At 47.9% G+C, this 18,561-nt stretch carries 18 protein-coding genes, 1 tRNA gene and 3 pseudogenes; 5 read left to right on the top strand and 17 right to left on the bottom strand.

Annotated elements, in window-relative coordinates; all coding sequences use genetic code 11:
- Position 1: 1 nt before the first annotated feature.
- The 8 genes and pseudogenes from J2125_RS02075 to J2125_RS02040 form a co-directional block, all read right to left on the bottom strand.
- Positions 2-280 (bottom strand): TrbC/VirB2 family protein, encoded by a 279-nt coding sequence (locus tag J2125_RS02075; RefSeq protein WP_075324485.1) that lies wholly within the window; start codon positions 278-280, stop codon positions 2-4.
- Entirely contained in the window at positions 277-939 is a 663-nt protein-coding gene (locus J2125_RS02070) for a lytic transglycosylase domain-containing protein (RefSeq protein WP_209499445.1), read from the bottom strand. Before J2125_RS02070 ends, J2125_RS02075 begins: the two co-directional genes overlap by 4 nt.
- A 72-nt stretch (positions 940-1,011) precedes the next feature.
- Positions 1,012-1,245 (bottom strand): hypothetical protein, encoded by a 234-nt coding sequence (locus tag J2125_RS02065; protein ID WP_209499444.1) that lies wholly within the window; start codon positions 1,243-1,245, stop codon positions 1,012-1,014.
- 395 nt (positions 1,246-1,640) lie between these two features.
- A complete protein-coding gene (locus tag J2125_RS02060; protein ID WP_209499443.1) occupies positions 1,641-1,850 on the bottom strand; it encodes a TraR/DksA family transcriptional regulator in 210 nt (69 codons plus the stop codon).
- Positions 1,840-2,424, bottom strand: coding sequence for a DUF2857 domain-containing protein (locus J2125_RS02055; RefSeq protein ID WP_209499442.1), 585 nt, complete (start codon positions 2,422-2,424; stop codon positions 1,840-1,842). The genes J2125_RS02060 and J2125_RS02055 overlap by 11 nt, the downstream gene beginning before the upstream one ends.
- Positions 2,425-2,533: 109 nt before the next feature.
- Positions 2,534-2,725 (bottom strand): AlpA family transcriptional regulator, encoded by a 192-nt coding sequence (locus J2125_RS02050; protein ID WP_209499441.1) that lies wholly within the window; start codon positions 2,723-2,725, stop codon positions 2,534-2,536.
- A gap of 145 nt (positions 2,726-2,870) precedes the next feature.
- On the bottom strand, positions 2,871-3,797 hold the full coding sequence (locus tag J2125_RS02045) for a hypothetical protein (protein WP_244987142.1): 927 nt from the start codon (positions 3,795-3,797) through the stop codon (positions 2,871-2,873).
- Between the two features lie 79 nt (positions 3,798-3,876).
- Positions 3,877-4,014: pseudogene (locus J2125_RS02040) on the bottom strand (integrase core domain-containing protein); the annotation flags it as partial.
- 99 nt (positions 4,015-4,113) lie between these two features.
- Between J2125_RS02040 and J2125_RS02035 the strand changes: the two are divergent.
- Positions 4,114-5,154 (top strand): IS630 family transposase, encoded by a 1,041-nt coding sequence (locus J2125_RS02035; protein ID WP_209499438.1) that lies wholly within the window; start codon positions 4,114-4,116, stop codon positions 5,152-5,154.
- 11 nt (positions 5,155-5,165) lie between these two features.
- Here J2125_RS02035 and J2125_RS02030 read toward each other — a convergent pair.
- The 3 genes and pseudogenes from J2125_RS02030 to J2125_RS02020 form a co-directional block, all read right to left on the bottom strand.
- A pseudogene (locus J2125_RS02030) lies at positions 5,166-6,118 on the bottom strand (IS3 family transposase); the annotation flags it as partial.
- Positions 6,119-6,582: 464 nt separating this feature from the next.
- Positions 6,583-7,267, bottom strand: a pseudogene (locus J2125_RS02025) (IS1 family transposase); the annotation flags it as partial.
- 101 nt (positions 7,268-7,368) lie between these two features.
- On the bottom strand, positions 7,369-8,592 hold the full coding sequence (locus tag J2125_RS02020; RefSeq protein ID WP_209499440.1) for a radical SAM/SPASM domain-containing protein: 1,224 nt from the start codon (positions 8,590-8,592) through the stop codon (positions 7,369-7,371).
- A 408-nt stretch (positions 8,593-9,000) separates the two neighbouring features.
- On the opposite strand from J2125_RS02020, the gene J2125_RS02015 reads away from it, so the two are divergent.
- A complete protein-coding gene (locus J2125_RS02015; protein WP_209499439.1) occupies positions 9,001-10,239 on the top strand; it encodes an MFS transporter in 1,239 nt (412 codons plus the stop codon).
- Positions 10,240-10,334: 95 nt separating this feature from the next.
- Positions 10,335-11,375, top strand: coding sequence for an IS630 family transposase (locus J2125_RS02010; RefSeq protein ID WP_209499438.1), 1,041 nt, complete (start codon positions 10,335-10,337; stop codon positions 11,373-11,375).
- A gap of 168 nt (positions 11,376-11,543) precedes the next feature.
- Here the strand turns inward: J2125_RS02010 and J2125_RS02005 are convergent, their stop codons facing one another.
- From J2125_RS02005 to J2125_RS01990, 4 genes are all read right to left on the bottom strand, one after another.
- Positions 11,544-12,812: a tyrosine-type recombinase/integrase gene (locus tag J2125_RS02005; protein ID WP_209499437.1), complete on the bottom strand. Its 1,269-nt coding sequence runs from the start codon at positions 12,810-12,812 to the stop codon at positions 11,544-11,546.
- A 161-nt stretch (positions 12,813-12,973) separates the two neighbouring features.
- Positions 12,974-13,049 (bottom strand) — tRNA-Asn (locus tag J2125_RS02000).
- 100 nt (positions 13,050-13,149) lie between these two features.
- A complete protein-coding gene (mtfA, locus tag J2125_RS01995) occupies positions 13,150-13,944 on the bottom strand; it encodes a DgsA anti-repressor MtfA (RefSeq protein WP_017800113.1) in 795 nt (264 codons plus the stop codon).
- A 244-nt stretch (positions 13,945-14,188) separates the two neighbouring features.
- The gene (locus tag J2125_RS01990; protein ID WP_026111569.1) at positions 14,189-14,851 is read right to left on the bottom strand and encodes an ASCH domain-containing protein; all 663 of its coding nucleotides are present in this window, start codon (positions 14,849-14,851) and stop codon (positions 14,189-14,191) included.
- Between the two features lie 688 nt (positions 14,852-15,539).
- Between J2125_RS01990 and J2125_RS01985 the strand changes: the two genes are divergently transcribed.
- On the top strand, positions 15,540-16,244 hold the full coding sequence (locus J2125_RS01985; protein WP_026111568.1) for a phosphohydrolase: 705 nt from the start codon (positions 15,540-15,542) through the stop codon (positions 16,242-16,244).
- 73 nt (positions 16,245-16,317) lie between these two features.
- Positions 16,318-16,584: a hypothetical protein gene (locus tag J2125_RS01980; RefSeq protein WP_017800110.1), complete on the top strand. Its 267-nt coding sequence runs from the start codon at positions 16,318-16,320 to the stop codon at positions 16,582-16,584.
- Between the two features lie 61 nt (positions 16,585-16,645).
- Here J2125_RS01980 and J2125_RS01975 read toward each other — a convergent pair whose 3' ends face one another.
- Positions 16,646-17,299, bottom strand: a complete 654-nt coding sequence (locus J2125_RS01975) for an epoxyqueuosine reductase QueH (protein ID WP_017800109.1) — start codon at positions 17,297-17,299, stop codon at positions 16,646-16,648.
- Positions 17,300-17,361: 62 nt separating this feature from the next.
- A complete protein-coding gene (locus J2125_RS01970; RefSeq protein ID WP_017800108.1) occupies positions 17,362-18,378 on the bottom strand; it encodes a LacI family DNA-binding transcriptional regulator in 1,017 nt (338 codons plus the stop codon).
- Between the last annotated feature and the right edge of the window lie 183 nt (positions 18,379-18,561).

The following is an 18,561-nucleotide window of genomic DNA, read 5'->3' as shown; positions in this document are numbered from 1 at the left end:
CTTATGATGCCCAGTAGGCACCGAAGCCGGACGCGCCGACAATCAGGATCGCGCCGATGATGACGTTACGCATGTCGTGCAGGCTCTTGCCGTCGAACAGCACCTTGTAGCCCACCCACATGGTCGCCAGTGTGATAGTGACAGCGGCCAGTCCCAGCAGGCCGGTCGAGGTATTGCTCAGTGTCTCATTGGCCTTGTTAAATCCGCTGTCTGCCGCCAGCAGCGGTGCAGGCAGCAGCACGGAAGCAACAACGGAGTAACGGCACTTACGCATGATCATTTCTCCTCATCAGGGATAACAGGGATAGCGCCGCGAATGACGGAACCGGGATAATGCAGGGAAGTCAGGACCGGCGCAGTGGCACTAGCAGGCTCGCCACGCAGCACAACGGCGGGATAACGGACAGGTGGTTGCGCGTTCCGGTCAGGGTCACGCTGCCGGTCTTCCCGGGTGGACGGGACGACATAGCCAATGCGCTGCACGTAGCTTGTCCGGTTAAAGGCGGATTCCGGTCGCTGGCCGGTTTCAAAGTTGCCGGAGTAGTAACAACTGAGCGCCCGTTTCAGGGTGCCGCCGCGACGGTAACAGTCGGCGAGAATGCGCTCAAATACCGACAGATTGATGCAAGGGTTAAGCAGGGCGCTGGCAGTGACGCCGTAATGGCGGAAATTAGTACTGGTGATTTGCATCAGTCCAACAGAGTAACGGCGGCCCTGAGACATCAGGCGGCGGAGAATATGCTCTGCCTCTCCCCGACTGACTGGCTGGTGAGAATTAACGTGTTTATCGCCGGAAGATTCTCCGGAGTTCGGAACAATCTCGGCGATGGCATACGGGTTAAAACCGGATTCCACCCGCGCCACGTCGAGTGCCGTGGACGGATGAATGCTGGTGGCGCACTGCATGGCCGCCGCCAGAAAGGCAGTGGTGGAAAGCATGATGGGCCTCAGAGAGCAGACAGCATGCAGGGTCTACAGACGCTGCATGCTGTGGAGTCAGAATCAAAGGGATTACTTCGCGGTTTCGACAGGAGCCGTACTCTGCTGCGCACTGTTTTCCTCGCGGGGTTCCAGCAGGACCAGTTTGCCGGAGACGGCAATACCGGGCGTCAGGACAATATTCAGACCGGCTTTACCGTGGTGAGCAAAGGCAACGCCGACTTTTGTCCAGTACGTATTTTTCTCGCCCTGAGTAGCCGGCTGACTTTCCTGGGCAACATATGCATAATAATCGGGTTTTCTCATGATGAGCCCTTGTAATAAATGGTAGAAAATAATATTTTTCGATCACGTCCCGATTCTGCATTCCGGTTTTAACGGGTCAGCGAGAACATTCAGCGGCATCCTGAATTGTGGTTTTGTGACAGCCCGTTCCGTATTATTAAAGAGCAATACCCGGCCCGGACGAATTAACGTCCATTAGGGCAACCATTCTGTAATGGCGTGTTCAGTATGAGAGGTCTGGATCGAGTCATAAACGATAAACTCAAAACAAAAATGAAAGAGTTAGCCGGATGGATAAATAAAGAAATGGGAGAATAGGAAATGAAGTTGAAGTAAATTATGGGGATTTATTTTTATTTTCTGATACAGATAAAGACGTATGAGCATTTATTACTCATACGTCTTTTGGTTCACATTTAACAACGACGGCGTTCAAGTTTATCCTGACATTCCGTACAGTTTGTTACGCCTGGTAGCGCCTGCCGTCGTTTTTCAGGAATAGGTTTACCGCACAAACGGCAGTGGAATAATGATGGTGTTGTTCCTGGTTTGAAACGGCTCTGTTCAATCATCTCTTCCAGTCGTTGTTCATTGAACTCCTGATCGCGGTCGATCTCATCCGGCATTTGATGCCCTCCTGTTGGCGGCTTCCTTTTCGCAGAGTGTGATGCGCTTCCAGATGGTGGTGAGAGACAGACCTTCGGCGTCCGGCAACAGCTTTTCCGTCACCTGCATCATGGCGGCCAGCGCGTCGGAGGATTCAAGGTTATCCACCCGACATTTTTGCCATTGCCGCCAGATTTCGGCATCTGTCTCTTCATCTGGTTCAGGCGTCCGGCCATACGGCACGCTGACACTCAGCAAGCGGCGACGAAGACATGTTTCGTTGGAGGTGAGACCAAAATACTGGTTAAGCAGGGCTATCGACCCGCCCAGTCGGATCGCCTGGTTAATCTGTTCCTGGCGTTTGTGCTCTTGTCGGGCCCGAGCCAGTAAATGAAGCAGAACATCATGGCGGATACTGACGGAAACAAAAGGTGCCGCAGCCCGGCTGACCATAAACAGTTCATCAAGCGATAACAGATTAAGAGCGTTCATTTCGTCAAACGTGAATCCCAGAGACTCACAGTGGCGAATATCGCCCTCTTTGAGAGCATTTAAAGCGTCGGTTAAGACGGCGTAATTCAGTGACGGGATCATCCTGTCGTCTCCTCACGCTATATTTCAGGAAATAAGAATAAATAATTAAATTCGAGTGAATGTAAGATGAAAAAGCCTTTCGAAAGGCAAGTTCATCGTTCACGATTAATTAACCCTTGCGGTTACCTAATTTGACGTCGACCCACTCATCAATTTCAGATTCCAGCCATGCCACACTGGATGGGCCGATCTTAATTGACCGAGGGAACGAGCCATTTTTCATGTATAGATATATCTGAGAACGTTTCAGACCAGTTTTTTCTTCAACTTGTTTGAGTCGTAATAAATGATGAGAAGTCATATTTTTCTCCTGTGACTAAAAGAACCTGATAACAGCTGGAGTTTATAAAAGACATAGTATTCACACTCTGGAAAGCAGGTAATCCCTTAATAAGGCTCATGACACCCTTATTATTGGTTTTGGGTTTAATCATGTAAGGATGTGTTTAGCGGGATAAGAATGCTGAGGGAGGAGCACCACGCTCCAGAGCATTTTTCAAAGTTTCAGCGCTCAAAGATTCTGTGATACCGTCATCTGATGCCCATATTTCAAAAATAGAGATAAGTTTATATGGATGTTTCAGCAGTGGGCTGATTGCATCATTATGTTTGCAGGCCAGCCAGAACAAGCGGGATAAGGGGGTAGTCATACGTGTTGATGAGTTAGGCAATTCTTTGTTCTTTATATTTAAATTAATTAGTTTCTCAACTTCCTCCTGACGTATGACAAAACGAGCATCTGGTGGTAAGTCATGTAGAGGGAAATACCCATTTTGCTGATATTTTCTGAGAGTGTTTTCAGATATCTGAGCAATAAGATTATGTGAGATATCTTGAGGTAATCTCGCAATTTGTTTTTTAGCACGTTTTACCCAGGTCATCTTCTCAAAGATTTGATATGCCTCTCCTAGAAAATTGACAGTTATGCCGTAGTTGGAAGTTTTTCCTCCAGTAATCGGTAGGGAAAAATGAAGTTCATGTGCCAGCATTCTTTGCAGCAAAACATATTCATAACCCATTAGTGTCGTATCAATAATCTGTTGCATGGGATGAATATATTTATCTTCTGTGCTTAGAATCAAGTTTTTTCCGTAAGTAAACCCTCTGTTATCAAGAAGACACAGTTTGTCAATCAATTCCCCTTCCAGTTGTCTGAATTTTAACTTTCCATTGCTGATTTGTATTTTTTTAAGTATGACGGGTGACTGGAAATAAATTGAAAGAATAATATTTCCGCTTAAGGCATGACGATAGATATCGCTGGGGGTGATCTTTTTCTTTGCTGATTCTGTCGCGATCTCGACGGCTTCTGGGATAGTAACCCAAGCGGGCATTTTATTATCGATAGTTAATCTTAGAGCGGTTTTTGGCATGATATCACCTCTTTATGTATATTATCAGAAAAATTAAGAAAGGTAATCCTCCCATTTTTAACGGAGGTGATAAGTAGAATCAGGTCATGCGTTGAATATGCTGCATCGGCGTGTAGCCATTCAATGCCATATTCGGACGCTCGTGATTATAAAACCATTGCCAGCGTGTGGCATAGTCCTGCAATTCATCCAGCGAGGAAAACAGGTACTGCCCTAAATAGCTGCGCGGAATAGTAGATCACTTTGAGGGAACTCAGTCCGGATTGTGCGATCTGATCAATCGCTGAACATCACAAATCACCAACCGGACTGAGCAATGCCGATCATAGCACCCATTCCTCGCGACGAACGACGACTGATGCAGAAAGCTATCCATAAAACGCGCGATAAAAATCATGCACGCAGACTCACAGCCATACTGATGTTGCACCGGGGAGACCGTGTCAGCGATGTCGCCAGAACGCTCTGCTGCGCCCGTTCCTCCGTCGGGCGCTGGATTAACTGGTTTACGTTGTCGGGTGTCGAAGGCCTTCAATCCTTACCCGCAGGACGTTCCCGTCGCTGGCCGTTTGAGCATATCTGCACGTTATTACGTGAGTTGATAAAACACACTCCCGGTGATTTTGGCTATCAGCGTTCACGCTGGAGTACCGAATTGCTGGCAATAAAAATCAATGAGATAACCGGATGTCAGTTACATGCCGGGACCCTTCGCCGCTGGCTGCCATCGGCCGGGATGGTATGGCGCAGGGCCGCGCCAACTCTGCGTATCCGTGACCCGCATAAGGATGAAAAGATGGCGGCAATCCACAAAGCACTGGACGAATGCAGCGCAGAGCATCCGGTATTTTATGAAGATGAGGTGGATATCCATCTTAATCCCAAAATCGGTGCGGACTGGCAGCTGCGCGGGCAGCAAAAACGCGTGGTGACGCCGGGACAGAACGAAAAATACTATCTGGCCGGAGCACTGCACTGCGGCACGGGCAAAGTCAGCTACGTGGGCGGCAACAGCAAAAGTTCGGCGCTGTTCATCAGCCTGCTGAAGCGGCTTAAAGCGACGTACCGGCGGGCAAAAACCATCACGCTGATCGTGGACAACTACATTATCCACAAAAGCCGGGAAACCCAGCGCTGGCTGAAGGAGAACCCGAAGTTCAGGGTGATTTATCAGCCGGTTTACTCGCCGTGGGTGAATCACGTTGAGCGGTTATGGCAGGCGTTGCACGACACGATAACGCGCAACCATCAATGCCGTACGATGTGGCAACTGCTGAAAAAGGTACGGCATTTTATGGAAACCGCCAGCCCATTCCCCGGAGGAAAACATGGTCTGGCAAAAGTGGAGCGGTATTAGGCGCAGCTATTTAGCCAGTCATAGCGTACTGTACGATTATATCGCTCAATATAAGCGTTCTGCTGAGGTTTACCGGGCTGAATAAAACGCAGGGTTATATTCTGTCGGGCCGCCCATGACATCAGTATCCTGCCTGTATATTCTGGCCCGTTATCGCACCGGATAGCTGCTGGTTTTCCCTTCCATTCAATGAGCTGCTCCAGCGTTCTGACCACCCGACTCGCTGGCAGGGAAAAATCCACCTCAATCGCCAGCGCTTCCCGATTAAAGTCATCGATAACATTCAGTAAACGAACAGAACGTCCATCCGATAGCTGATCATGCATGAAATCCATCGACCAGCATTCGTTGCCACTTTCAGGCACCATCAGTGGCTCAGGTTTATCCCGTTTCAGTCGTTTTTTCGGCTTGATCCGCATGTTAAGCGACAACCCGCAATAAATCCGGTACACCCTTTTATGGTTAAACTGGAAACCTTTTACGTTACGCAGATACAGAAAACACAGGCCAAATCCCCAGTTACGCTGACTGTCAGTGATACGGAGCAGCCAGTCGGCGATGACGTCATTTTCTTCATTTCGTTGCGGCTGGTAGCGATAGCAACTTTCGCTGACAACAAACAGCCGGCAGGCAAAACGCACGCTGACGTTTCGGCTCCTGACGGCTTCTTGCGCCATCTGCTTTCGACGCGATGGCTTCACCACTTTTTTGCCATGGCTTCCTGAATAATTTCGGCCTTGAGACGCTCTTCAGCATACATTTTTTTGAGGCGACGGTTTTCCTCTTCCAGTTCTTTGAGGCGGGTCATCATGGAAGCATCCATCCCGCCAAAGCGTGAACGCCACTTATAGAAACTGGCGTTGCTCATGCCATGCTCGCGGCACAGTTCGGCCACCGGCGTTCCTGCCTCGGCTTGCTTCAGGATGGACATGATCTGGCTGTCAGTGAAACGTGATTTTTTCATAGAGATCTCCCCGGTTCAGGTTACGAGAAAATTCTACTTATGAACACACCGGTTTTTCGGGGGGATTACCGAAACAATAACTTCCACGCCAACAGTGCAGGTATTTATCTGTCAATGATCTGATAGAGAATAAGACGGTGGTGATAGTGAATATCGGTTGATAATATACAGGTCGTTCTCATACTGTTAAGTGATCGTGCTATTCACTTGTTAAATAGGTCTTTTCTCCTTAAAATGGAGATTTACAAAAGAGAGTGGCGAGAATGGCTTTTGGGTTTTGTTAGTAAGTAAACGTTATTTGTTTTTTTTCATAGTAATATCAGGTGGATAAGTTGCTTTAACGAATGCCTCCATTTCAGTTATCATTTGTGATTGTGCAAAAAAGTGGTTTGTTAGATATGATAAAATGCAATAATCTATTGTAGGTATAATTTGGTCATGTATTCAAAGTGTGATTTCTGTTATTACAGGTAATGCTCCCGCTCAATAAATGTACCAATCACTTTGTCATGCATTTCTGTGGATTTCGAATACCCCAGAGTCTTTCTGTTGAGTCGTTTCAGTCTGTTCCTGAGATTCAGGTTTTTACGTTCGATGCGTTGCGTATAAAGCTTACCTGTGATGTGTTTTAGATTCGGCAGTATGTCGTAAGCGATGAATTTATCTGTGCACAAGAAGGCAACACTAAGTCTCGATAACCGCTTCAATAACTTACGAAATATCTTTTTATTTCGGCGACCAAAAGCATGAGCAACAATACGTTTGAGACGAGGCTCCCATGCATACAACAACCAGCGCTGTGGCTTTTTGTTGCCGACAAATGACTACATTTCATCAACTTCACTGATGAGCTGGATTTGTAGGTTATCCAGAGGCAGAGCGGTTACGCATCGTGGTGAGGGTTTTTTACGTGCGCGCAACGGCATTAATGCTGATGTGCAACGCCCGTGCGGTGCCACGGATGCCCGCATTATTCATAGCAAGGTCAACAATCTGCTCTTTGATGCCAAGCTGGTAGGCACGATAAGCATAATCAAGCTGGAAAGTCTGGCTGCACATTTGGCACCGATAGCGCTGATGTTTAGCTTTTCCCAGACCATGCTTTTTAAATGCCTCGGTTTGACCACAAAACGAGCATTTTACGTCAACTTAGCCATTCGATACACTCAGCAAAAAGAGAGATCTTACTTCCTGATCAACACCTTGAATACTTGACCGTATTTCTGATTCAATCAGAATTGAAATTTTTCTTAAATAATTTCTTCTGGCATTTTTCCTTCAATGAAAATAGCATTCTTATATTGTTTTTGTATTACGTAAGGCAATAGAGGTATTATTCTTTGCTCAAGAAATGGAGCAAGTGCACAACATACTGGATCTTTAGAAAATAATCCATTGCTATAAGAAACGCTATTTCCTCTGCATCCTCCATGTGCAATAAATTTATATCTACAATCTTTACAGGGGAGATCATGTATTGTCATTTCGGAGAATTTTTTGAATTCTTCATTTTCATCATATGATACACTACTTATCTTTTTTTCTTCATTGTTGAAAATTACAGCCTCATTATATCTGAGTGATGGACAAAATCTAATTTTGTTACCATCTTCAACTATTACACTTCCGAATTGATATGAGCATGGATGATAAACATCGCTAGAGATAATTTTAAAGCCATTATCTAGAATTGAAGATCTAAATAATTGAACGATTTCAAGACGCATGTTTGTATAGCGAGGGTAAGTTGAAAGGTAATCTCTGATAATTTGATAATAAGATTCTTTGGCAATATCAAGCCATTCTTCTTTATTCTGTACTGCGTAACTTGTTGTGCTTCTACCACTCATGAATACCTGATCAATCTGCCATCTGTCGACTTTAAGTGCGAGTAATTTTCTATATAGTGAATACAATTCTTTTGCTGTTACTTTGTTGCAAATGGTAGTGTTTACAGTTACATATAATCCATATTCTGTAGCGAGCTTTATTTTTTCGAGAATTTTTTTATGGCTGACAGGTTTGCCATTTTTATATTTTCTGATCAGATCATTACCCTCAAGGCCATCAAGGCTAATTCCCAGGCCTATGGTCAAAGGGCTCATTTTACCTAAAATTGTGCTGAACAAGGATTTTATGGTTTCTTTAACTTTCAAATGGGCAAGCCACTCGAGTATACTTTTTTTCAGGTAAATTCCATTTGTTATAAAGTATATGTTGCGATAACCTACAGAAATTGCATATTCAATGAGCTCTTTGCTGTCAGAGCGCATCAAAAATTCCCCACCAGTAAAAGTAATGCGAGTGGCTCCTTTTTGAGAAGTCGTAAGAATTGTTTTTTTGAGTTGTTTTAATTTGTGATGCTCAAAATTATCTGAGGCTGAAACATAACAATGTTCACAAAGCAGATTGCAGCGCTTCGTTGTTTCCAAATGCAAACGATGCGGTGAATTATATTTTTCTGTTAATTGCATACGAATCCTATGAGCGTCATGTAGTTAAAGTCAAGGGCATAAGACCAGGACCTGAGTCCTGGTCTGTATACAACGTCAGTTAAGCTTCCACTTAACCCCCGATAGGACCAGTATCAGCGCTATCTACCAGGTGTCCGTTGAGCCCGTTATGTACACCGAAGTGCCGGACTGGTGATACACACAACTTAAGGATTTTCGAAAGTACGTTCATTTCTACTACCTCACGTTTCACTGATTAGTTAAGTTAAACTAGATGATAGTTCCAGAACTATTTCAATGCGCAAATTAATGCGCGATAGCTATAATCCACAAAATTTGTGTGGGTTTGTTGATTTTGATCACAAAACGTACAATTTGTTCTGTGTTGTGATGTGTGACATTGATTTCCAGCAAAGTTCGAGGTGGCAGATGAACAGCAGACTTGGCAGAAATTTTTGGATCTACAGATGTGGGCAGATAGCCACCGCTTTGGGATATAGTGCATCATCCATTGCCGTTATCTGGTGGGTTTTAGGTGAGTATCAAAAAATGATATACGTATCATATATTATTGTTCCTCCTTTAATAATTTCAGCGATATCTCAACCATTAGTTGCCCCTCTCGGTGATCGATTCAATAAGAAGAGATTGCTGCAATATGGGCTGGGTATACAATTTGTCAGTTATCTCATCGTTGCAGCTATCTTCATTGTCGGCAAAATGAATATTGCTGTTTTGATTGCATTTGAAATGTTGTCAACGACAGGGAAAATCATTTTTAACTCGGGTTCCATTGGTATTCTTCCTCATCTTGTTTCAGAAAATGATATTCCTGATGGCATAAATATTACTCAGAGAATTAATTCTGTAATGTCGATACTGGGGGGGGCACTCGGTGGTTCGATGGTCACATTTTTAGGAGTGGCAAATTCCTTCTTGTTTCTTTCGGCCTGTTTGCTCGTGGCGTTTCTTCTTTGTATGTTGATACATTATTCAGCACAAAGTGAAAATGCAGGTGCTAATATATCAACGTGGATGAATGATGTTAAAGAGGGATTTAGATATACAATACAAAATCCTGTTGTTTCTGGTTTTTTTATATACAGCATTATTATAGGCATTGCTTTTGCTCCAATGACATTGGCGTTTCCATATATAATAAAGGAGATAAATGGTCTCCCCCCATTTTTTGTCGGATTTTTAACAACAAGTATGGGGAGTGGTGTTATATTAGGCTCTTTATGTCTCCCTTATTTAAAAAGGGTTTTTGATAGTAAATATATAGTATATCTATCATCGACTCTTTTTTTCTTGTCATTATTGTTGGTAGGTGTATATCATCACGTTGTTGTGTTGTTTATAGGCCAATTTATTATTGGTTTGTCCAGGAACTGGATAAATGTAACTGTTGATTCACTGTTAATGGTTAACCTGCCTAAAGAACTGAGGACAAGAGTTTTATCAAATCTTATGTTTTTTGCTATGATTAACATGCCATTAGCAATGCTTATATTTGGTGGTTTAATGGATGCCTTGGGTGTGTATAATATTTTTTTGGTTCTGTCTATGTTATCTTTTGCAGGTATGCTGGCGATTGTATCTAACAAGGGAGTCAGGGGATTTCTTTCTGCGAAACCAGAGGAAGCAATGGCAATGTTATCTAAATAGCTGCGCGGAATAGTAGATCACTTTGAGGGAACTCAGTCCGGATTGTGCGATCTGATCAATCGCTGAACATCACAAATCACCAACCGGACTGAGCAATGCCGATCATAGCACCCATTCCTCGCGACGAACGACGACTGATGCAGAAAGCTATCCATAAAACGCGCGATAAAAATCATGCACGCAGACTCACAGCCATACTGATGTTGCACCGGGGAGACCGTGTCAGCGATGTCGCCAGAACGCTCTGCTGCGCCCGTTCCTCCGTCGGGCGCTGGATTAACTGGTTTACGTTGTCGGGTGTCGAAGGCCTTCAATCCTTACCCGCAGGACGTTCCCGTCGCTGGCCGTTTGAGCATATCTGCACGTTATTACGTGAGTTGATAAAACACACTCCCGGTGATTTTGGCTATCAGCGTTCACGCTGGAGTACCGAATTGCTGGCAATAAAAATCAATGAGATAACCGGATGTCAGTTACATGCCGGGACCCTTCGCCGCTGGCTGCCATCGGCCGGGATGGTATGGCGCAGGGCCGCGCCAACTCTGCGTATCCGTGACCCGCATAAGGATGAAAAGATGGCGGCAATCCACAAAGCACTGGACGAATGCAGCGCAGAGCATCCGGTATTTTATGAAGATGAGGTGGATATCCATCTTAATCCCAAAATCGGTGCGGACTGGCAGCTGCGCGGGCAGCAAAAACGCGTGGTGACGCCGGGACAGAACGAAAAATACTATCTGGCCGGAGCACTGCACTGCGGCACGGGCAAAGTCAGCTACGTGGGCGGCAACAGCAAAAGTTCGGCGCTGTTCATCAGCCTGCTGAAGCGGCTTAAAGCGACGTACCGGCGGGCAAAAACCATCACGCTGATCGTGGACAACTACATTATCCACAAAAGCCGGGAAACCCAGCGCTGGCTGAAGGAGAACCCGAAGTTCAGGGTGATTTATCAGCCGGTTTACTCGCCGTGGGTGAATCACGTTGAGCGGTTATGGCAGGCGTTGCACGACACGATAACGCGCAACCATCAATGCCGTACGATGTGGCAACTGCTGAAAAAGGTACGGCATTTTATGGAAACCGCCAGCCCATTCCCCGGAGGAAAACATGGTCTGGCAAAAGTGGAGCGGTATTAGGCGCAGCTATTTAGGGAGTGAAAGCATAACTGAGAATTTTTATAAAAGAATATATTTATCACTTGTGTTCTAGTCTCGACTATAGCACCTCTGTATTGCTTCTAAAATAGAATCCCTGTCAGTCAAGACTGACAGGGATTCTATTTTCCTGAATTAATAATTCATATGTCAGGCGGCGGTACCGCGCTTTTCTCGTCCAAGGATATAGGGCGGGATATAAGATTTATGACACGTACCCAGATAATCCGACCACCATTGCATCATTGCCCGTCGGGCTTCAAGATGTTCCGCCTTATGAATGTATGCCAGACGCACTGTATTGCGCTCCTGATGGCTCATCTGGCGTTCCACCACATCCTGCGACCATAAACCGGACTCCATCAGGGCGCTGCATGCCATTGTCCTGAACCCATGACCGCAGATATCCTGTTTAGTGTTGTATCCCATAAGGCGCAGTGCCTTGTTCACGGTGTTTTCGCACATCGGCTTATACGGGTTATGATCGCCGGGAAAGACCAGTTCATATTCACCGGATATGTCCTTAATCCTTTTCAGAATGGCGACAGTCTGTTCTGAAAGGGGCACGATATGCGGAGTACGCATTTTGGCCCCACGCCCTGAATAACGCACGCCTGCAATGGCTTCACGGGTGGCGGGTATCATCCAGATTCTGTTTCTAAAATCAATTTCACGCCAGCGGGCAAAGCGCAGTTCACTGGAGCGAATGAACACATGCAGCGTCAGCAGGACGGCAAGGCGGGTCAGTTCACGGCCCTGATGATAGCCCTTAATGCGTTCAGTCAGCTCAGGCAGCCGCTCCAGCGGCAGGGCGGGATAGTGGTGTCGGACGGGCGGTGTTGTCACACCGTCAAGGTTTGCCGCCGGGTTGCTGTCGATGAATCCCTGATGGACGGCATGGCGCATGATGTTGCAGAGATGCTGCCGCGTGCGGGACGCAACTTCAAGCAGGCCTTTTTCCTCAATGCCTTTCAGCAGGTCAATGAAATGCCGGGGTTTAAGCTCTGAGACTGACAGGTGGCCGATAACCGGAAAGATATGATTGTTCAGGCTGGCAAGCAGACGGTCGGCGGTGTTCTGCGACCATTTTTTATTACTCCCGTGCCACGCCAGCGCCACCTTTTTAAATATTTTCTCCGGTGTGTGTGAGCCATGTTCAGCAGACCGCTGTTGAGCAGGGTTGATGTTCAGCGCCAGCATTTTGCGTATACCTTCACGCTGCTGGCGGGCATCAGACAGGGAAACAGCAGGATAGGCACCCAGTGCAATGCGGGATTCTTTACCACTGATACGATACTTGAGATACCAGTGACGTGAACCGCCCGGTTTGACCAGCAGATACAGACCGTGGGAATCGGAGACTTTAAAGGGTTTATCAGAAGGCTTGAGAGTGCGAATTTTCGCGTGGGTAAGAGACATATGGGGGTCACTCCATTATCGAACTAACCTGACCCCAGATTTGACCACCAATTTTTCCCGATGCAGAGGGTAAAATCAAAATGCACCGGGAAGACTTTTCACGCCAACCTGTTGAATCCATATCAGAAAGGAATTCGCAAGGATGCATAAAAACAGGAAATTGGCTCCTCTGACTGGACTCGAACCAGTGACATACGGATTAACAGTCCGCCGTTCTACCGACTGAACTACAGAGGAATCGTTGGAACGGGGCGAATATTAGCGAGTGGCCGTCAGACTGTCAACAGCTAAAAAACATTTAGCTTTCAACTGGCTGCGTTTTCAGCAAGGCGATCGCTTAATGAACAGCTGCGTCATTGTCACGCCGCTGCTGCCAGCTTTCGACGCGTTTTAACGGATCCTGCCCATAAAAGCGCGAGAAGCGCAGATAAAGCGACGGGAAACGTTCATGCAGTAATTCCGGCGCGCTGAAAAAGTACTCTGATAACACCGCAAAACACTCTGCCGGATCGCTGGCGGCATAAGCATCAATGGTGGCAGCGTTCTCGCCCACCAGATCGATCTCTTCCTGAATGTTTTCCATCGCCAGGCGGATATCCAGCTCCCAGGCGGAGACATCGCGCAGCGCAATCGGCGGGATGCCATTGGCGTGGCCGCTGCCGCGCGCGTCCAGTTTATGCGCCACTTCATGCACAATCAGGTTAAAACCGGAGAGGTCGAAAGAGTCCTGAATATCAAGCCAGTTCAGCACAATCGGTCCCTGCTGCCAGCTCTGGCCGGATTGCACCATACGTTCGCTGTGCACCAGGCCAAAATCATCCTGCCACTCATCGTCAACCACAAACGGGCCAGGATAGATCATCACTTCATAAAAGCCATCCAGCCACTCCAGCCCCAGCTTTAATACCGGCAGGCAGAACAGCAGGGCAATACGGGCGACGCTGAGCGGTTCAGGTACGAAGTTTTGCAGTGGCACCAGGCGTTTTTGTTGCAGAAAACGCGCGGCCATTTTTTGCAGCGCTTGTTGGTCCGCCGCAGAGAGTGGGGCGAAGATCGGCACCGCCAGCGCGCGTTGCCAGGGGAGTGATGAGAGGGACTCTTCGGTATTTGCTTTCCACGGCCATTTAATCATTATTCTGCTCACTGTGGTTGCCCGCCTGCAGCTGTTACTAACATGCCGCAGCCCGGGCCTGACCGCAATAATTATCACCATCAGCAGCAGAGATAACTAGTCAGCATGGCGAGGGATCGCAGCATTCCATCCTGAGAGGAAGCGGAATTGAGTGCGATTATTCAACCACTTACTGCTATAAATGTCTGTGATTAACGCCGCAATGTGAACAAAAAACGACGATAATCCCGGCGTCAGCGTGGTGTCAGATGCGACTAAATTCGATCACCCACACCCACGGATTCACTTCCCAGCTGGTGCCGCCATACTGCTTTTCCCAGGCTTTCATATAGGCCTCTTTTGGCGCCACTGAGTCGTTTTTCAGGGTGAAGAAGTTGTTAAGAAAGTGCGAGTCAGTTTGCACCCCTTCCGCCATAATATCGTCGTCGCTGATATCCTGGATTTTCTGCGCCCGCACCCCGGTGATCTGCAGGTTAATCCGGCTGGCCCAGCGCGGCATATGAATGGCGGTCTGCCAGCCGGACTGTTCGTTATCTTCATCCAGCGATGATCCCAGCTCACTGCTGTCGGCGCGATACTGGCAATAGCGTGTGCTGCGATAAGCCTCAGGCGATTTGGCGTAATCGGCCATCTGCTCTTTAGGCACCACCGGTCCGCGCCAGGTTTCGCGTACCCACAACCGGTCGCCAGGCTGGCCAAACGGACATTGATAACTGAGGTCGGACATCTCCATCACATGACGCCCGCGCATCTGGTTGCTGATAACGTCAAAACCGTAGCAACCTTCGTGGTTATCCTGGCCTGGCGTGAATGCCAGCGATTTCATTATCCGGCGTGTCTGAGTCTGTTGTCCTGTTAACAGAGCGCGAACTCGTTGGTCAGAAAAAAGAATTGGCCGCTCTTTCATGAATTACCTCATTGTACTTATTATTGAAATTCCCGGTCATCACTATAGTTATCGGCAGCCAGACCATTCTAAACATCACTTTTGCAAAAGATCCTGGCATTGAGCAAGCAATGATGAGAGCAGCTAATCAAATGCTGCAGTGAAAAGGCATCTTTTTATCGACAACCAGGATACCCCTTAACTGCGACAATAGCTGGCACTGAACTGTCAACCTGCCGGGTTGAAGATCGGGTGCATAGATTACTGATTTAATGAAATATTATGGCAATAATTGCTGTATGGGAATCACTTAAGACTGATTATTTGAGTTTACGCATTACTTAAGTGTAATCGATTTACCAGAGATAATATCAAACGGTACTATTTAAGACTTATCTCATATCATCGTAATCTTTTCTAATGTTTTTTCCCTTTCCGGAAGATGAGTCTGAGCGAGAACCGACTGATTTATGCGACAGCGCGGGTGGATAACCGTCTGCGGCGGTTTAACTTGATGAGGATCTCATTTTGAAGGGTGTAGTTTCATCTCTTGCATAAGGTGTTCGTTGCGTGTCATAAAAGTGTTATCAGTCATCGACTATAAACGGATTACCGGCAGCAGAATAAGCTGGCTGTGCGCTTGATCGGCAGCACAGTGATAACGACTGTAAAGGTCATAAAAGCACACAGGGAGAAGTCTATGTCATCAATGTCCCTCGAAACCTGGCAATCACGATTTGAACACTGGCTGCACCAGAGCTGGCCGCAGGATGATAAGGCGCATGATGTTGCGCATATGAAACGTGTCTGGCAGACCGCACAGCGCATTATGCGTGACGGCGAGGCCAATCCGCTGGTGGTGCTGGCCGCCTGCTACTTTCATGACGTGGTTAACCTGCCGAAAAATCATCCCGATCGCCATCTTGCTTCCAGTCAGGCGGCGGTGGAAACGCGGCGCATTTTGCAGGATGAATTTCCGGATTTCCCGGCGAGCCTGATTGATGCAGTCGCCCACGCGGTTCATGCGCATAGCTTTAGCGCTGGCGTCACGCCACAGACGCTGGAAGCGAAAATTGTGCAGGATGCAGACCGGCTGGAATCACTGGGGGCGATAGGACTGGCGCGGGTATTCTACACCTCGGGCGCGCTGGGACGTCCGTTATTCGACAGCAGCGATCCTCTGGGCAAACAACGTGAACTGGATGACAGCCGCTGGACGCTGGACCATTTTCAGAAAAAACTGTTTACGCTGCCCGATACCATGCAAACCGCAGAGGGCAAGCGGCTGGCGCAGCATAACGCGCATTTCATGGTGACCTTTGTCGCCAAATTATGCGCCGAGTTGCAGGGTGAACTCTGTGAGCTGGATCAGTCGGTGTTACGCGATTTCGCTCCGGATGGACTGAAATATTAAATTTTTGTGACAGTGTGTTAAACCACAGCGGCTTAGGCTACCGTGTTGAAGAATATCATCAGGAGAATCAGATATGACCGGCACCGTTAGCTTAACGATTAAAATCGATCCCGCGTTGAAAGAGATTTTGAAAAACCTGGCGCTGGAAAATCAAGTTTCTGTCAGTCAGGAAGTCAGCCAGCGGCTGCAAGCCAGTCTGCTTGTTATTGAGCACCCGGCGGTTGACAGCCAGCATACGGCGGAAGCCGAAGAAGCGGTGGAAGAGACGCCTGTACAGTTGAGCAACAGCGAATTAAAACAGATTCGCGCTTTACTGAAAAAGCAGAAGAAGAAAAAGTAAGTCGTATTCTGTGATCTCTCAGGCCACCACCACCCGGTGGCCTTTATCTTTCCCGTCGTGTTTACTCTTCATCACCGTAATAGAGCACACCCAGCTTAATCAGCGGGCGACCCTGTGATTTGCGATGCAGATTGCTGTCGCGCAATGAGTAGACACAGCCGCAATACTCCTGCTGGTAAAAGCGTTCGCGTTTGCTGATCTCAATCATCCGTGAGGAGCCACCCTGCTTGCGCCAGTTATAGTCCCAGTAAACCATATCGGGGTAGGGCGCGGCGGCGCGTTGTCCGCAGTCGTTAATCTGTTGCATGTTTTTCCAGCGCGAAATACCCAGTGAGCTGGAGATCACCGAAAAACCGTGTTCCCAGGCGTACAGCGCGGTGCGCTCGAAACGCATATCAAAGCACATCGTGCAGCGCACGCCGCGCTCCGGCTCCCATTCCATGCCTTTGGCACGTGCAAACCAGTTATCGGTATCGTAGTCGGCATCAACAAAAGGCACGCCGTGTTGCTCAGCAAAGCGGATATTCTCCTCTTTGCGCAGCAGATACTCTTTCTGCGGATGGATATTGGGGTTGTAGAAAAAAATAGTGTAATTAATGCCGGAAGCCTGAATCGCTTCCATCACTTCACCTGAACAGGGCGCACAGCAGGAGTGCAGCAGCAGTTTGTCGGCGCCATCAGGCAGAGTTAACGGGGTACGCGGCGTTGCGCTCATATTGTCAGGCTCCTTAAACGAAAACAGCGCAAGTTTAGAAGCCTGAGCCGAAAATGTCACGGTCAGGTGCTGGCGCGTTTGATTAAGCGGGAAGGCGTGGCGCTGACATCGGCCACCGCATTGCCTTTTAACAGCGACAATAAGTTTTCGGCGGCGATACTGGCCATCTCTTTATACGCCACCGCCACAGTGGTTAATGCCGGTGAGCAGATGGCCGATAACTCGCTGCCGCCGATACCGGCGATCGCCAGCTGTTGCGGCACCGCAACGCCAATATTGTGACAGGCTAAAATCGCGCCGCAGGCCACATCATCGGCGGTGCAGATCAGCAGATCCAGCTCCGGCCAGGTGAGCAGGATCTCCGGCAACAGGCTGTGTCCGGTGGTAAAGGTCGGCGGCAGCGGGGTGCTGACCACCCGGTGCGGCGAACGGTTAACCGCCAGCATTGAGGTATTCCAGCCGCTCAGCATCTGCTGAAAGATATTTTGCTCATCATGGGAGCAGAGCAGGCCGATATTACGGTAGCCCTGCTGCTGCATCTCAGTGACCAGCATCTTGATCGCCAGCGCATAATCACAGCCGACACTGATGCCGATCGGCGATTTATTCAGACCGCCAATCTCCACCACCGGGATCCCGGCGTTTGACAGGACTTTCTGCGCGCCAGGCGAGTTATCGAAGTTATACTGCATAATCGCCGCCGGATTATAAGCCAGCAGCGTCTCGATCAGATCGCTGCCGCTGGCGTTCGAATGGTCGGCTTCGGAGAGTAAAATATTATAGCCTTCCGGCAGTAATACCTGCTGCAGGGTGTGAAAAATCGTCGCGCAGCCCGGGGTTTTCAGGGATGGAACCACTAAGGTTATCAGGCGGGAGGAGGCGGAAGCCAGAGCGCTGGCCGCCAGATTGGGCACGTAGCCCAGCTCGGCGATGACCTGCTGAATCTTCTCGCGCAGCTGATCTGACACTTTTTCCGGCGCTCTTAAGGCGCGGGAAACGGTCATCGCACTGACACCGACAAGTTTGGCCACATCTGCGAGCGTGCTTTTGCCTGTTCCAGGCCGCCGCTTACTTTCCATGTACACTCCCGTAATTACGCAATTTGGTCATTTTTGCAAAATGCGCCATATCATACCATAGGGTGATTTCGCCCGGATAATAGCGTTACAAAGCTGATGATTTAAATAGCAATTCCACGGTTTTAACCGGCGGGTAATTAGCCTGGCGGATATAACGTCCCAATCTTACTCACAGTTGTTAAA

Source organism: Winslowiella toletana, from assembly GCF_017875465.1.
Classification (GTDB): Bacteria; Pseudomonadota; Gammaproteobacteria; order Enterobacterales; family Enterobacteriaceae; genus Erwinia; species Erwinia toletana.
The sequence above is the reverse complement of the archived record's forward strand: the minus strand, read 5'-3'. Positions and strand labels throughout refer to the sequence as shown.

Excerpts from the sequence above, each read along its gene's own strand:
- J2125_RS01970 (WP_017800108.1), bottom strand. The coding sequence starts at position 18,378 with ATGGAAAGTAAGCGGCGGCCTGGAACAGGCAAAAGCACGCTCGCAGAT.
- J2125_RS02065 (WP_209499444.1), bottom strand. The coding sequence starts at position 1,245 with ATGAGAAAACCCGATTATTATGCATATGTTGCCCAGGAAAGTCAGCCG.
- J2125_RS02045 (WP_244987142.1), bottom strand. The coding sequence starts at position 3,797 with ATGCCAAAAACCGCTCTAAGATTAACTATCGATAATAAAATGCCCGCT.
- J2125_RS02055 (WP_209499442.1), bottom strand. The coding sequence starts at position 2,424 with ATGATCCCGTCACTGAATTACGCCGTCTTAACCGACGCTTTAAATGCT.
- J2125_RS02005 (WP_209499437.1), bottom strand. The coding sequence starts at position 12,812 with ATGTCTCTTACCCACGCGAAAATTCGCACTCTCAAGCCTTCTGATAAA.
- J2125_RS02035 (WP_209499438.1), top strand. The coding sequence starts at position 4,114 with ATGCCGATCATAGCACCCATTCCTCGCGACGAACGACGACTGATGCAG.
- J2125_RS01975 (WP_017800109.1), bottom strand. The coding sequence starts at position 17,299 with ATGAGCGCAACGCCGCGTACCCCGTTAACTCTGCCTGATGGCGCCGAC.
- J2125_RS02010 (WP_209499438.1), top strand. The coding sequence starts at position 10,335 with ATGCCGATCATAGCACCCATTCCTCGCGACGAACGACGACTGATGCAG.
- J2125_RS01985 (WP_026111568.1), top strand. The coding sequence starts at position 15,540 with ATGTCCCTCGAAACCTGGCAATCACGATTTGAACACTGGCTGCACCAG.
- J2125_RS02075 (WP_075324485.1), bottom strand. The coding sequence starts at position 280 with ATGATCATGCGTAAGTGCCGTTACTCCGTTGTTGCTTCCGTGCTGCTG.
- J2125_RS02050 (WP_209499441.1), bottom strand. The coding sequence starts at position 2,725 with ATGACTTCTCATCATTTATTACGACTCAAACAAGTTGAAGAAAAAACT.
- J2125_RS01980 (WP_017800110.1), top strand. The coding sequence starts at position 16,318 with ATGACCGGCACCGTTAGCTTAACGATTAAAATCGATCCCGCGTTGAAA.
- J2125_RS02015 (WP_209499439.1), top strand. The coding sequence starts at position 9,001 with ATGAACAGCAGACTTGGCAGAAATTTTTGGATCTACAGATGTGGGCAG.
- J2125_RS01990 (WP_026111569.1), bottom strand. The coding sequence starts at position 14,851 with ATGAAAGAGCGGCCAATTCTTTTTTCTGACCAACGAGTTCGCGCTCTG.
- J2125_RS02070 (WP_209499445.1), bottom strand. The coding sequence starts at position 939 with ATGCTTTCCACCACTGCCTTTCTGGCGGCGGCCATGCAGTGCGCCACC.
- J2125_RS02060 (WP_209499443.1), bottom strand. The coding sequence starts at position 1,850 with ATGCCGGATGAGATCGACCGCGATCAGGAGTTCAATGAACAACGACTG.
- J2125_RS02020 (WP_209499440.1), bottom strand. The coding sequence starts at position 8,592 with ATGCAATTAACAGAAAAATATAATTCACCGCATCGTTTGCATTTGGAA.
- mtfA (WP_017800113.1), bottom strand. The coding sequence starts at position 13,944 with ATGATTAAATGGCCGTGGAAAGCAAATACCGAAGAGTCCCTCTCATCA.